Below are 13,785 nucleotides of genomic sequence, written 5' to 3'. Positions count from 1 at the left end.
TCATTGATGAGATAACTGCTCAATGTTTTTGAAACAGGTTCTCGTCTCAGACAGGTGGTGGACAGCCATTGCGCAACTATCTCTTAACCAACAATTGTCATGTATTTCGTTCCTCAAGCCATCTCTTTTGTTATAGTAATTACAGGAAAAATTTCACAACTAACCGGCAAGGAGGCCAGTTATGCTACCCAAAACCCCAGTTAACGAGCGCGGCGAAGTACAGTTTCCCGATCCACCGTTCGTGCAAGCGCTCTTCAGCAGTACGAAGTTCGCGTGGTTGTTCCTGATTATTCGGCTCTTCTTAGGCTATTCATGGTTAACATCCGGTTGGGGTAAGTTGAACAACCCGGCCTGGATGGAGAGTGGTGAGGCTATTCTGGGTTTCTGGAAGAATGCAGTCGTTATTCCTGAAACCGGTCGCCCGCCAATCGCTTATGACTGGTATCGCTCGTTCATTCAGTTTCTGATCGATACCGAATCGCACACCTGGTTTGCGAAGCTGATCGTCTACGGCGAGATTCTGGTCGGTATCGGTCTGATTGTTGGTGGTCTGGTCGGCTTCTCGGCTTTCTTCGGCGCACTGATGAACTTCAACTTTATGCTGGCAGGTACGGCCAGTACCAACCCGGTGATGTTCACCCTTGCCATTATTCTGATGCTGGGTTGGAAGGTTGCCGGTTACTACGGTCTTGACTATTACCTGCTCCCACTGTTGGGTACGCCGTGGGGACGCAACAAACCGCTACAGACCAGTCCGGCGTCGGCGTAAGTCCACAGCGCTCGTCGTAGGCGAAAGAGCAACAGGAGCACCGGCGTCAACCGGTGCTCCTGGTTTATGGTGTAGCGAACATTTGTTTTTAATCCGAGGTCAATGCTCTCACCAATGGCGACGTGCGTTGAGATGGCGATCACGCCGCCTATAGCGCCCGACTCTGCATCCGCGCCAGTTCCTCATCCACGACCTTTTCATCAAGCTTCTTGAAGAGCGGCTGCGGTTGTCGGAGCGCCTGCCCCACCGGTAACGCTGATGGTTGCCAGCGCCCGACCCATTCTGTATAATTGCCGGTCAGTACGCGATGAACGCGACCATCGGCTTCGGTGACATCGCGGAAGAAGAGCGGGCCGGCGATGTAACCGTCATACCCCAAATACTCGTGCAGGCGCTGGCTGGAGAAGGGCAGGAACGGTGTGAAGATGATCTTGAGCGTATCAACGCAGCGCAGCGCGACGTACCAGATGGTTGCGGCGCGTTCGCGATCACTCTTGATCACCTTCCACGGCTCCTGTTCACTCAGATAGATATTCACCTGCGCGGCCAGCCGCATCGCCTCACTCAGCGCAGCCTTGAAGCGGGCAGTAGCTAGCAGATCGCCCACCGTCGTCAGACCGCCGTTCACCTCTTGTAACAACTGCTCGTCGGTTGCGGTCAGGGGGCCGGGTTGGGGGACGCTCCCAAAATTTTTGTAGACATTGGTCAGCGTTCGATTGACCAGATTGCCCCACGTTGCCACTAATTCGTCATTGTTCCGGCGCACAAACTCGGCCCAGGTGAAATCGGTATCCTGGTTCTCCGGCCCGGCGATGGTCAGAAAGTAGCGCAGCGCATCGGCGTCGTACCGGCTGAGAAAATCGTTGACGTAGATGACAATCCCACGCGAGCTTGAGAACTTCTTCCCCTCCATCGTAAGAAATTCACTCGATACAACGTTGTACGGCAATTGAAGGGGAACGTCCTGGTAGGTTCCACTCGGATCGGCACCAAAATCGCCACCGGCCCCATAACCGAGCAGCATCGCGGGCCAGATCACGGTGTGGAAAACGATGTTATCTTTGCCCATGAAATAGAAATGGCGGGCAGTCGGGTTTTGCCACCAGGTGCGCCAGGCATCGGGTTGACCACTATTGCGTGCCCATTCGATGCTCGCCGACAGGTAGCCGATCACTGCGTCGAACCAGACATAAATCTTTTTATCGTCACGATGGGCATATTCCGGCAGGGGGATGGGCACACCCCACTCCAGATCGCGCGTGATGGCCCGTGGCTTCAGTTCTTTCAAGAAGTTGAGCGAGAAGTTGCGCACGTTCGGGCGCCAGTGGGTTTGCCGATCAATCCATGCGTGCAACTGTTCGGCGAACGCCGGCAGATCGAGAAAGAAGTGTTCGGTAGGTTTGAACACCGGCGGTTGCCCATCCACCTTCGAGCGCGGATTGATGAGGTCGGTTGGATCGAGCTGGCTGCCACAGTTATCACACTGATCGCCGCGAGCTTCGTCGTAGCCACAGATGGGACAGGTGCCTTCGATGTAGCGGTCGGGAAGAGTACGGCCAGTCGTAGCCGAGAACGCACCCAGTGTCTCCTGGCGAATAATATAGCCCCGCTCGTAGAGCGTGCGGAAGATGTCCTGGGTTACCGCATAGTGGTTTGCGGTCGTCGTGCGGGTAAAAATATCGTAGCTCAAACCAAGATTGTAGAGATCGTCACCGATGATTTTGTTGTAGCGATCAGCAATCGCCTGGGGCGTGGTTCCTTCTTTGTCGGCAACCAGCGTAATCGGTGTCCCGTGCTCATCAGTGCCCGAAATCATCAACACGTGGTTTCCCCGCAAACGGTGGTAACGGGCAAAAATGTCAGCCGGGACACCAAAACCGGCAACGTGACCGATGTGACGCGGCCCATTGGCATATGGCCAGGCAACGGCAACCAGAATATGTTCAGGCATTGTATCACCTCAAGCGTCAAATCAATAACAACTGACGAACGTGCTTCCAATGGATCTTGCGGCAGAACACGGTATCTGTAATAAATAGAGGGGAGAGGCGGTCAAACCGCCATGTAACCGCGTGCAGTCAGGCGTACACCGCTCCAGCGGGCGGGAAAAAAACCATTTTGCGTCACCGGGTCGTGCGATTGGTATACCATGGTAGCTCCACGTGCAATGATTGCTGGTAATCTAGTATAACAGATTGTAGCGCGTCTGTTGTGCGTTAGGCGTCCGTAAGTGTTCAAAACGTGGGTGAAGAGCGAATCAACGCCGCTTTGTGACACCGGGCTGGGCTGCGGGGTAAGCATACACAACCGGCACAACGGAGCTGATGGAGATGAGTAACCCTACGTACCAGGTATGCTGGTGTTAGTCGTGTTTACGGAGTCCACAGCCTGGAAGGAGAGATTAGAACCTATTTCAAAAATATCTCCTGGAAGTCATCTCGGGCATTCCTGACCGACGCTATGATTGTGACGAGTATCCACCGCATCCTCGTGACCAGCAGGGTCAACGGCGTACAACGTGCTGGATCGTGAGCACGGCTGGTGCGGCAGCATGGCTGCCGCACGCCAAACGTTGCGACACGCGCATGACGAGCGGGCAAGGCAACCCATCCGGCGCGTGATGGCACCGACGATGGTCGGCAGGACTTCTCGCTGTTATACCGTTAGCCTGGGAGCGGAATATGCTGTCTTTGCGATGGGCAAGTGTTCGTGAACCTGTGATGATCAGGTGGCACACCAGCACAGCTTTTGTGAAATAAGCTCCAGAAAGCCGGGGAAGGCAGGGCGAGCGATTTACCACCTTCTCCTCTCTGCTGGCTCAGCCGCGAGGCAAGGTGAGTGAGAATCGGCAATCACACACGCTTCATCGCGATCCAGCCCAACATCGGCAAGTGCTGTCGGATCGTTGCGCGGTTCGAGATGGGTGAAAACTGTACTGTTTGGCACCGCAGCCCGCACTGCCGCTTCGACCTGCTCGGCCATTGCGTGAGCTTGCTGGATGCTCCAGGTATCGGGTACAAGAAGGTGAAACGAGATAAAACGTCTTGCGCCTGATTGACGGGTACGCAGAGCATGGTAATCGCAGCCGTAATTGTTGAGATCGGCGAGCGCATCGTGGATTGCCGCCAGCTCGCTCGCCGGCAGGGCGGTATCCATCAGTCCCAGGACAGCACGCCGTACCAACCCAAAGCCGGTGAGGGTGATGTTCACCGCTACCGCCAGTGCAATCAGCGGATCGAGGATATACCAGCCGGTGAGGGCTACCAGACCGATACCGGCTACCACTGCCAGCGATGTCCAGACATCGGTCAGGAGATGTTGACCATCAGCTTCGAGGGTGAGCGAGTCGTGACGCCGTCCGGCCCGCAAAAGAACGATGGCTACGCCGCCGTTGATCAGGGTAGCAATGCCGGCGACCAGCAAACCGGCGACAGTATGTTCCAGCGGTTGTGGCGACAACAGGCGCTGGATGGCCGTCCAGCCAATCCCCATCGCGGCGATGATGATGAAGATACCTTCCAACGCGCCGGCAAAGTACTCGGCTTTGCCGTGCCCGTAGGTGTGCTCCTCATCGGCGGGCCGAGCGGCAATAGTTAACATCATTAATGCAATAACAGCCGCAGCCAGGTTCACCAGCGATTCGAGCGCATCGGCCAGAATACCGATTGAGCCGGTCAACCAGAATGCGCCTGATTTGAGACTGATAGTCGCGATGGCAGCGCCGATTGCGAGCCAGGCATAGCGGGTTAGCGTTTGTCGTTGACTCACCGTTGTACTCCGCACTAGTTCACATTTCACCAACCAGAATAGCCGGATTATGGCGGTTTTGGCAAGATCGCAGCCGAATCTTCGGGAAGCGCAATCGGTAATTTTGTGAAGGCGAAACTTTCCGATGCGGGACGACATGCACCGCTGTGACCTCTGCGTCTCTGTGGTGAACCTCACCAGCACACGGGAGGTGGGGCGACTACTAGAGGTAATCTCATTCATTACTGAACTGACCAGCTCCAGGCATGATCGTGGTGAGCGCATATAGCACCATGTGACCAGCAGGGTCAACGGCGTTCCACACACCGGATTGTGAGCACGGCTGCTGCGGCAGCCATGCTGTCGCACGCCAAACTCCGCGACACGCGCATGACGAGCGGGCTAAGTTCTCAACACCTCTGTGGCCTCGGTGTCTCTGTGGTGAAACATCCTCTCGCGCTATCACACTCTCGTGTATACTACGAGTAGTCTGGACAACAAAAGTGCAATACCTGGCATAAGTGAGTAACGCTATGAAAATCTACACACGCACTGGCGATGCCGGTGAAACAGGTTTGTTTGGCGGTCAGCGGGTTCGGAAAGACGATCTGCGCGTACAGGCGTATGGCACAGTTGACGAGTGCAACGCAGCGCTTGGCGTGGCCCGCGCAGCCGGCCCTGATCCGGCACTCGATGCGGTCCTGGCCGTTGTGCAGAATCAGCTTTTTGTGGTTGGAGCAGATCTGGCGTCACCCGGTGAGTCGCCGTACATTCCGCGCGTCTCTGCTGAGCTTACGTCGTTTCTGGAAGAGCAGATCGACGCCATGGAAGCCGAATTATCGCCGCTGAGGCAGTTCATCTTGCCCGGCGGACATCCGGTGGCTGCGCATCTCCATCTGGCCCGCACGATCTGCCGGCGGGCCGAACGGGTGGTGGTGACGCTGGCCGCTGAGGAAGAGGTGCGGCCTGAGATTTTAACCTATCTCAATCGTCTGTCAGACTTTCTGTTCGTGGCGGCACGGATCGCGAACGCCAGGACAGGGGCGAGTGATGTGCCCTGGCAGAAGTCATGATGGGGCAAGAGAGTATCTCAGCTCGCAAATCGCTGGCGTGGGTGGTGGTATGGGCGGGTTGAGAACCCGCCCATACGGTCATTCGGGTACGCCGGGTGAGTAAACCAGCAGCGTGTACCGAACCGCAGACAATTCACTCTGCCCATTGTAGACATAACAAATGGACGGCGCAAACCGTCCATTTTCCTCTCTCCTACCTTCTCACTTCTATTTTCTATCTTCTCTCTTCTACCTTCTCCCGTCACCCGCCCAATAGCCGACTAAAAAACATCGGATCGAACAGATAAATCGCTCCTCCCGCAATGGCAAGTGCCAGCACAATCGCCAGCATAACGATCAACCAGCGTGGTGGTGTGCGACGCAGGACGCGGGTATTGACATTGCCAACGATAAATGAAAATGAGGGCGACTTCTCGTCAACCTGATACCGTTTGCGGTATTCAGCTTCGGCTGCCGACGAGTCAATGCCGAAGAAAGAAGCGTAGGTGCGCATCATACGAACTGCTGCCGGGCCGCGCGGCAGCAGCGACCACTGTTCATCCTCGATAGCCTGCAGGTAGTACATGCGAACCTTAATCTCATTTTCGACCTGCACCAGCGTCAGATGTCGCCGCTGGCGTTCGGCGCGTAGGCGTTGCCCAAAGCTGGCCTGCTCTTCGCTTTCAGTAAGCTGACGGATGTCAGCCATACCTTCAGTGCTGCGCAACAGGGCCAGCTCTTCCGCTTCGCTCATAAACACCGATTCGCTCTCTTCATCGGTAGAGCGACGTCGTGCTGTCTGGGACATTGTTTGAGTTGCTCCTTCTGTATCGACTTTTGGTTGTGGTGGCGTCAGTACCGGCGCTTCCGGTAACATCCGCGCCTGAATCCGTGCCAGGAGTTCGCCGGTACGGTACGGTTTGGCGATGTAATCGGTCGCGCCAGCGGCAAATGCACGCATGACGTCTTCTTCCAAACCGGCCTTACTGAGAACGACAACCGGTTGCAGCGCCGCCAGGCGCGGTAGGACATCCCAGCCAGCTCCTTGTTCGATGCGAACCTCTAAGAGTACCAGGTCAGGCTGCTCACGAACACAGGTATGCTCTGCCGATTGCAGAATATTGCTGGTCAAGACCCGATAGCCGGCCTCTTGCAATTGCTCTTTCAACTTTGCCATGAAGGCAACATCATCGTCTATAATAAAGATAGTGCGCATATGATGATGAGTGATAGATAGCAAACGAATGTCTTCGCACGTTGCGTCATTATACCACGTCCGCCTATGCAAACACGTTACGATGTCATTGTAGTGGGTGCTGGCCACGCCGGATGTGAAGCCGCGCATGCTGCGGCCCGGTTGGGTTGTCGGACCCTGTTGTTGACCATTGATCTGGACAAGCTGGCCCATATGTCGTGTAATCCGAGCATTGGCGGGCCAGCGAAAGGCCATCTGGTGCGCGAGATCGACGCGCTGGGTGGCCTGATGGGGCGTATTACCGACCGCAGTGCGATTCAGATTCGGCTGCTCAATGAGAGTAAAGGGCCGGCGGTGCAATCGTTGCGGGCGCAGTGCGACAAGCGGCTGTACGCCCGCCTGATGAAAGAGGCGCTTGAACGGGTGCCCAATCTCGATCTACGCCAGGCCATGGTTGAACGGATTGCCCCACCGAACGCCGATACCCAATGTTTCACAGTGACGACGCACACTGGCTGGCGGTATCTGGCACCGGCGGTGATCCTGACCACCGGTACCTTTTTGCGGGGCCGGGCAATCACCGGTGAAGCGATGTGGGGTGCCGGTCGGGCCGGTGAAGCGCCAGCCATGGCGCTCAGTGAAGACCTGGCGGCACTCGGTTTTCCGCTGGTGCGGCTCAAGACGGGGACGCCGCCGCGCCTTGCTGCGGCGACGATAGATTTCTCGCTGACCGAGTTGCAACCCGGTAGCGATACACCGCTGTCGTTCGGCCACTACTATCCCGAACTCGGTGAAACAATTCCGCCCCCTGAATACCACGGCCCGCCGGCACCGGTTTACCCGCACCCACAGCTCGATGGCTGGCGACCGCAGTTACCCTGCTATCAGGTGCATACGACGCCCGAATTTCACGCGATCATCCGCGAGAACCTGCACCGCGCCCCCCTCTTCAGTGGGATCATTGAAGGCGTCGGGCCGCGCTATTGTCCGAGTATCGAAGACAAGATTGTACGCTTCGCCGACAAGGAGCGTCACGGGCTGTTCCTGGAACCGGAAGGCTGGACAACATCAGAAGTCTATGTGCAGGGGTGTAACACCTCGCTGCCTGAAGACGTACAGTGGGCAATGCTGCGTTCGATCCCGGCGTTACGCAATGTTGAATTGATGCGGATCGGCTACGCTATCGAGTACGATGCAGTCGCAACCGGAGAGATTACCGCCGACATGCAGACGCGCCGGCTTCGTGGGTTGTTCTTCGCCGGGCAGATCAACGGCACCACCGGCTACGAGGAGGCGGCAGCGCAGGGATTGATGGCAGGGATTAATGCGGCGCACTATGTGCAGGGTAAGCCGCCGGTGATTTTGGGGCGTGCTGAAGCGTACATTGGTGTCTTGATCGATGACCTGACCACTAAAGAGATTCGTGAGCCGTACCGCATGTTTACCTCGCGGGCGGAGTATCGGCTGCTACTGCGCGGAGACAATGCCGATCTGCGTCTGATGCCACTGGCGTATCGGCTTGGACTGGTTGACGGTGATCGGGCTGCGGTCGTGGATGCACGACGACAGCAAACCGGGCAGGCATTGCAGCAGATGCGTGAACGGCGCATCTTCCCCTCGGCAGCGGTTAATGCCAGCCTGGAAGCACATGGGATCAAGCCGATCAGTCAACCGGTTACGGTTGCCGAAGTTCTGGCCCGACCCGAAGTCCGGTACACACAATTGCGCGATGCCCTTCCTGACTTACCGGCGCTCAGTGACGCGGTGATCGAGCAGGTGGAAATCAATTGCAAATACAGCGGCTACATCGCTCGCCAGGAGCGCGAAGTGGCGCGGATGCAGAAGATGGAGCATCGGCGGATTCCACCTGATTTTGACTACGCTTCATTGCCAGGTTTACGTAATGAAGCACGACAGGTGCTGATGCGTTTCCGTCCGGCGACGCTGGGCCAGGCTGGGCGGCTGGCCGGAATCAATCCGGCAGACGTCGCAATTATCCTGTTCGCACTTGAGCGTCGGCAGGGTGATCAGGTGGCGAGGTGATACCCTCCCCCTGACACCCCGCCCGTGTCGTGGGGGTATGAATTACTCTATCGAGACACCGAGCGCACAGAGCTGGCCAGGCACTTCCCTGAGCGCACGAGCCGCCAGCTCGCACGTAACAAGGCGTACATACGCCAAGGGCTATCAGCCTTATACACCAGCACTTCCCTGGGCGCACGAGCCGCCGGCTCGCACGTAACAAGGCGTACATACGCCAAAATCTCCTATACCCTATTTTCTATATCCTATTTTCTTTCTCCTAAATTCCCCTCACCACTTGCAGACTCCGCCATTTTGTGCTACATTAAAGGCCGTGCGGGCGTAGCTCAGGTGGTAGAGCATCTGCCTTCCAAGCAGATGGTCGCGCGTTCGAGTCGCGTCGCCCGCTCCAGTAATGAACTGTCCCACCTAGTGCGGTGGGATGTTTTATTTGCGGCGATAATGCTGTTCTTGATGGACTATAACGGAATGAAGACGGGCGATGGTTTTTGTCCGTATGGCAGGCGCTTAATTTGACATAAATATTCAATCCACAAAACGCCGTTCTATATCTCAATCGTGGAGGTTACAATGAACCGAACTCAGCGAAGCAAACTGTTTCCAATCATTGTTGGTGGGTACGGTGTGCTGTGGGCAATCCTCGGGCTGCTCTCTCTTGTGTTTGGACTGGTCAACCTGGGGGGCGGGGCATGGAGGAGCTGGCCGCACAGGTCGTGATTGTTTTCGTTGGTGTGCCTGCGCTGGTCTTTGCTACTCTGCTGCTGGTATGCGCGGTTGGTCTCTGGCATGAACGACGCTGGGCGTTGATGATGGCACTGCTGCTCGCAGTTATTCAGTTGCTGGCTAGCATTTTGATCAGTTTCGTACCCGCTGAGATAGCGTATGCCGGTATCGCCGGTACGCTCATTGCTGCGGTCGCACTGTGGTATATCGTCAGACGACTGCGGGCTGGTGGATAGGGGGTACACGCCCTCACCCCCGGCCCCTCGCCCGCAGCGCGGGAGAGGGGAGTGCACAAACCTGCATCGGTGCGGTCTGAGGCGGTAGCCATCAGGATGCATATCTGGTGTCGTTGCGATGAGCGTGCGTGAGCACGGAGGTGTGGTATCGGCCCTCACCCCCGGCCCCTCGCCCGCAGCGCGGGAGAGGGGAGTGCACAAGCCTGCATCGGTGCGGTCTGAGGCAGTAGCCATTAGGGTGCATATCTGGTGTCGTTGTGATGAGCGTGCGTGAGCACGGAGGTGTGGTATCGGCCCGCCCACCACACCATACCTACCGCGCTTACACTCAGGCGTACGGTGCAGCGGTAAATGCAATGATGACCGTACCGACCCACCACGCATTGCGGTAAGCCTGCGAGCGACCTCCTGGCCTGCGATGATCCGTGGTGATTTCGCCCCATCACCATCCTGCACCGCGCCCGGTGATGTGATATACTTGTCCTGTACAGTATCTTTCGTGTGACATCAACGACAACAATGCCTGCCGTCCTGACCGTCGAACTTACGCCGACCACCGCTCAGTGTTACGAGCTGCGGTTGGAACTGGACGATGACCAGCGTCATCGTCCACCTCAGACCTTCCCCTGCGGGCCGTTTGATGTTGATACGCTGCGTGCCTTGCTGGTTAGTGACCCCGAGGCCTACGGTGCCGCACTGGGTCAGGCGCTGTTTGCCGATCCGCAGGCGGTCGCCGAATACCGTGCGTTGCGGGCGGCAGCGCAGAACCGGAACCATACCCGTGCGATGTCGGTGCAGCTCATTGTACCTGCTGCGTTGCAGGGGTTGCGCTGGGAGTTGCTGCGCGACCCGGTGAGCGGGCTGCCGGTCGGCTGCGACGCTGACGCCTGGTGGTCGCGGTTGTTGCCGGTTGACCATACGACACCAACCCCGCCTGCGCCAGCCAGTGTCCGGCGGGTGTTGCTGGCAGTGGCCGACCCGATTGATGCGGCGACCTATCGCCTGCCGGCGCTTGATGCAGCGTACACCAACCTGCTCCGCGGGGCGTTGGAAGGCTGGGAGACGACGGTGATCGCTGCGAATTGGGATGACGTGCAGAACCAGTTGTACACCGGCTACGATGTGCTGGTGCTGGTGGCCCACGGGACGCTGGTTGAGAGTCAACCCTGGCTGTTCCTGGTCGACGAGCAGCAGCGGGTAGCCCGGCGATCCGGTGCCGATCTGGTGGCGATACTCAAGAGTCTTGGTGAGCGCTGCCCACGGCTGGTGGTGTTGATCAGTTGTGCCGGTGCCGGCGATGATGACCGGCAGCCGTTGACGGCGCTGGGGCCGCTGCTCGCCCGGAGCGGCCCACCGGCCGTGATTGCCGCGTATGGCACCCTGTCCCTGGCGACGGCTGCGCGTAGCTTTCCGGTTCTGTTCCGTGACCTCCAGCAGCACGGCCAGATCGACCGCGCCCTCAATGCTGCCCGTCTAGCCGCCCGCCAGGATGGCCGCACTGACTGGTGGGGATTGACGCTGTTCAGCCGGTTGCGTGATGGGCGGCTCTGGGTGTCCGCACCGACCCACCAGCCTGATAGTGCACCGTTCCTGGTGCCCTACCGGCCTAACCCGCTCTTCCGGGGGCGCGATAAGGAGCTGGCCGACCTCGAACGATGGCTATGCGGTGATGAGCCGATGACGGTGGTGATCAATGGCATGGCCGGCGTGGGTAAGAGCCAACTGGCCAGCGAGTGTGCCTACCGGCTCCGTGACCGCTTCCCCGGTGGCGTCTTCTGGCTGTCGATGGTCAGCCCTGAGGACATCAAAACACAGGTGGCGCGCTGCGGTGGGTCTGCGGGTCTGAACCTGCCCGGCTGGAATGGATTAAGCCTGGACGATCAGGTGGCCGCCGTCAAACGGGCGTGGGCGACACCGGTGCGGCGCCTGCTCATCTTCGATAACCTGGAGGATAAGGAACTGCTGAGGCAGTGGCGGCCTACAACTGGTGGTGCACAGGTACTGGTCACCAGCCGGCGCGGTGACTGGCGGGCAACTGATGGCGTCACCGAATTGCCATTGCGTCCGCTGGATCGGTCGGCGAGCTATCAGGTATTGCTGGGACCACGGGCGTATGAACTGGAACGACCGGTTGAGACCCTGCTGGCCGATCCGCAGCAGCGGACGGCTGCCGATGCGATCTGCGGCGAACTGGGAGACCTGCCTCTAGCCCTGGCGCTGGCCGGTGCCTACCTGGCCGACAACCTGCGGCTTGCACTGGTCGACTATCACCAGCGCGTACAGGAGTTGCTGCTGGTCGATCCGGCTCTGACCGACGTGATGGCGGCTGATGCCGACCTGCCAACCGCATATCGGCGTGGCGTTGCTGCTGCACTAAGGCTGAGTTACGCGCAGCTTGCCCCGGAGCACGATGCTGCGGCGCTGATTCTGTTCCACCGGCTGACCTGGCTGGCGCCGCTGCCGGTACCAGACGCCCTCCTGACCGCCTTGAGCGATGGTCAGTCTCCCGACCCGGCCCTGCGCCGGCTGCGGGCGGTTGGGCTGATTGACCGGCGCGAGGTACAGCTTCACCGCCTGATTGCCGCTTTTGGCCGTGCGCGTGACCCGGAACCGGCAGCGACGCTCACTGCCACTGCGAATGCAACGCTGGCCGTGATTGATGCCCAGGACCTGGATCAGACGCTGCTGGCTGGCAGGGACACCCTACCGGCCACATCTGGAGGAGCTGTGCCGGCACACGGATCGGCTGACGGAGGTGCTGGCAGCACGGCTGCTGACAACAACCGGCTGGTTGCTCTATATCCAGGGGGCGTACGCGGCGGCCCGTCCGCTCTGGGAACGGGCGCTGGCAATTGCCGAACGCAGCCTCGGCCCCGACCACCCGCAAACCCACATCATACGAAATAATCTGACAGACCTGAACAAAGGGTAAGCAGAACCCGTCATTACTTCTCCGGTGGTGGAACTGTCAGTGCAACATAGCATCCGATATGTTGCACTGACATATACCCGATAGAACCGCCAGAAACCTGCGTTTGTAGAGTTGTAGAGTTACTGTTTACTTTTTGATGCCTTATCTTGAGCAGCGTAGGACGAAACGCTAGAACCTCATCCCCGTGACCAGTATAGTCGACGGCGGTCATACGCTGGATCGTGAGCACGGCTGCTGCGGCAGCATGGCTGCCGCACGCCAAACGTCGCGACACGTGCATAATGCGCGGGTAAGGCACCCAATCCAGCGTGCGCTGGCTCCGGAGATGGTCGTCAGTCCTTCCCACAGCTTTTAGGAAATATGTTCTATAACGCCGTTCCCTGCTCTGCTATTGAACACCCTGCTATTGGGCCACACGCGCACTGTTTGCTGGTACCATGAAGGAAGACGAAGGTGTTGCGATATTCACCCTAACCATACATTGGATGCTTGTCGCTAGCCAGGAGTTATTTATGTCAACAAATGGCAAGGAACCAGCAGCGGCCCGTAATGTGTTGGGTGGCCCACTGGCGCTGTGCAGTCAGCAACCTGTGACCGGTTTTTTCCGAACTGGCTGTTGTGACACCGGCCCGCACGATGTCGGTTTGCATGTCGTCTGTGCGCAGGTCACGGCGGAGTTTCTGCACTTTAGCCGTGCCCGTGGCAACGACCTGATCACGCCCCGACCTGAATATCGCTTTCCAGGGCTGAAGCCGGGTGATCGTTGGTGTCTCTGCGCGCTGCGCTGGCTGGAAGCCTATGAGGCCGGCGTCGCGCCACCTGTGATCCTCGCGGCAACCCACGAAGCTGCGCTCGCGGTGATTCCACGGGCAGTGCTGCTGGCCCATGCGTTGGATGTGCAGGAGGACATGGGTACGGTGTAGTCTAATCGCTGCGTTAACACATCTCTACCTTTCGGCTGATGCCGGTCTAACGGAGCTATGTTATGCTGTAGATGGCGCATCAGTAGAAAAGATGACCGTCCATCCGCCGGTTCTGTCCGGCTTGCGGCTGCGTGAAGCAGCGTGTGCGAGCGATGACTTCCCGTT

Annotated in this window: 9 protein-coding genes, 1 tRNA gene and 1 pseudogene; 8 read left to right on the top strand and 3 right to left on the bottom strand. The window is 58.2% G+C overall.

Going from position 1 to position 13,785, the window contains the following annotated elements; all coding sequences use genetic code 11:
• Window positions 1–181: 181 nt before the first annotated feature.
• Entirely contained in the window at window positions 182–769 is a 588-nt protein-coding gene (locus VAE57_RS18505) for a DoxX family membrane protein (RefSeq protein ID WP_322823302.1), read from the top strand.
• Window positions 770–917: 148 nt separating this feature from the next.
• Here VAE57_RS18505 and metG read toward each other — a convergent pair whose 3' ends face one another.
• On the bottom strand, window positions 918–2,720 hold the full coding sequence (gene metG / locus VAE57_RS18500; RefSeq protein WP_322823301.1) for a methionine--tRNA ligase: 1,803 nt from the start codon (window positions 2,718–2,720) through the stop codon (window positions 918–920).
• A gap of 842 nt (window positions 2,721–3,562) precedes the next feature.
• Complete coding sequence (locus tag VAE57_RS18495; protein ID WP_322823300.1) at window positions 3,563–4,537, bottom strand: cation diffusion facilitator family transporter; 975 nt, start codon at window positions 4,535–4,537, stop codon at window positions 3,563–3,565.
• A 512-nt stretch (window positions 4,538–5,049) separates the two neighbouring features.
• On the opposite strand from VAE57_RS18495, the gene VAE57_RS18490 reads away from it, so the two are divergent.
• Window positions 5,050–5,589, top strand: a complete 540-nt coding sequence (locus tag VAE57_RS18490) for a cob(I)yrinic acid a,c-diamide adenosyltransferase (RefSeq protein WP_322823299.1) — start codon at window positions 5,050–5,052, stop codon at window positions 5,587–5,589.
• A 241-nt stretch (window positions 5,590–5,830) separates the two neighbouring features.
• Here the strand turns inward: VAE57_RS18490 and VAE57_RS18485 are convergent, their stop codons facing one another.
• Window positions 5,831–6,784: a response regulator gene (locus VAE57_RS18485; RefSeq protein WP_322823298.1), complete on the bottom strand. Its 954-nt coding sequence runs from the start codon at window positions 6,782–6,784 to the stop codon at window positions 5,831–5,833.
• 66 nt (window positions 6,785–6,850) lie between these two features.
• On the opposite strand from VAE57_RS18485, the gene VAE57_RS18480 reads away from it, so the two are divergent.
• From VAE57_RS18480 to VAE57_RS18455, 6 genes and pseudogenes are all read left to right on the top strand, one after another.
• Window positions 6,851–8,806 carry a tRNA uridine-5-carboxymethylaminomethyl(34) synthesis enzyme MnmG gene (locus VAE57_RS18480; RefSeq protein WP_322823297.1) on the top strand — a complete coding sequence of 652 codons (1,956 nt, stop codon included), beginning with the start codon at window positions 6,851–6,853 and terminating at the stop codon, window positions 8,804–8,806.
• A 315-nt stretch (window positions 8,807–9,121) separates the two neighbouring features.
• A tRNA-Gly gene (locus VAE57_RS18475) sits at window positions 9,122–9,197 on the top strand.
• Between the two features lie 298 nt (window positions 9,198–9,495).
• Window positions 9,496–9,765 carry a hypothetical protein gene (locus tag VAE57_RS18470; protein ID WP_322823296.1) on the top strand — a complete coding sequence of 90 codons (270 nt, stop codon included), beginning with the start codon at window positions 9,496–9,498 and terminating at the stop codon, window positions 9,763–9,765.
• Window positions 9,766–10,284: 519 nt separating this feature from the next.
• Window positions 10,285–11,943: pseudogene (locus VAE57_RS18465) on the top strand (CHAT domain-containing protein); the annotation flags it as partial.
• A gap of 481 nt (window positions 11,944–12,424) precedes the next feature.
• Window positions 12,425–12,697 (top strand): tetratricopeptide repeat protein, encoded by a 273-nt coding sequence (locus tag VAE57_RS18850; protein WP_416208478.1) that lies wholly within the window; start codon window positions 12,425–12,427, stop codon window positions 12,695–12,697.
• Window positions 12,698–13,209: 512 nt separating this feature from the next.
• A complete protein-coding gene (locus VAE57_RS18455; RefSeq protein ID WP_322823294.1) occupies window positions 13,210–13,620 on the top strand; it encodes a DUF2237 domain-containing protein in 411 nt (136 codons plus the stop codon).
• Window positions 13,621–13,785 lie beyond the last annotated feature (165 nt).

The sequence above is a fragment of the Chloroflexus sp. genome (assembly GCF_034434295.1).
In the GTDB taxonomy this organism is placed as follows: Bacteria; Chloroflexota; Chloroflexia; order Chloroflexales; family Chloroflexaceae; genus Chloroflexus.
The sequence above is the reverse complement of the archived record's forward strand: the minus strand, read 5'-3'. Positions and strand labels throughout refer to the sequence as shown.

What these genes read in the sequence shown, in the direction of transcription:
- VAE57_RS18505 (WP_322823302.1), top strand. Translation starts at nt 182, where the DNA reads ATGCTACCCAAAACCCCAGTTAACGAGCGCGGCGAAGTACAGTTTCCC.
- metG (WP_322823301.1), bottom strand. Translation starts at nt 2,720, where the DNA reads ATGCCTGAACATATTCTGGTTGCCGTTGCCTGGCCATATGCCAATGGG.
- VAE57_RS18490 (WP_322823299.1), top strand. Translation starts at nt 5,050, where the DNA reads ATGAAAATCTACACACGCACTGGCGATGCCGGTGAAACAGGTTTGTTT.
- VAE57_RS18485 (WP_322823298.1), bottom strand. Translation starts at nt 6,784, where the DNA reads ATGCGCACTATCTTTATTATAGACGATGATGTTGCCTTCATGGCAAAG.
- VAE57_RS18480 (WP_322823297.1), top strand. Translation starts at nt 6,851, where the DNA reads ATGCAAACACGTTACGATGTCATTGTAGTGGGTGCTGGCCACGCCGGA.
- VAE57_RS18470 (WP_322823296.1), top strand. Translation starts at nt 9,496, where the DNA reads ATGGAGGAGCTGGCCGCACAGGTCGTGATTGTTTTCGTTGGTGTGCCT.
- VAE57_RS18850 (WP_416208478.1), top strand. Translation starts at nt 12,425, where the DNA reads ATGCCCAGGACCTGGATCAGACGCTGCTGGCTGGCAGGGACACCCTAC.
- VAE57_RS18455 (WP_322823294.1), top strand. Translation starts at nt 13,210, where the DNA reads ATGTCAACAAATGGCAAGGAACCAGCAGCGGCCCGTAATGTGTTGGGT.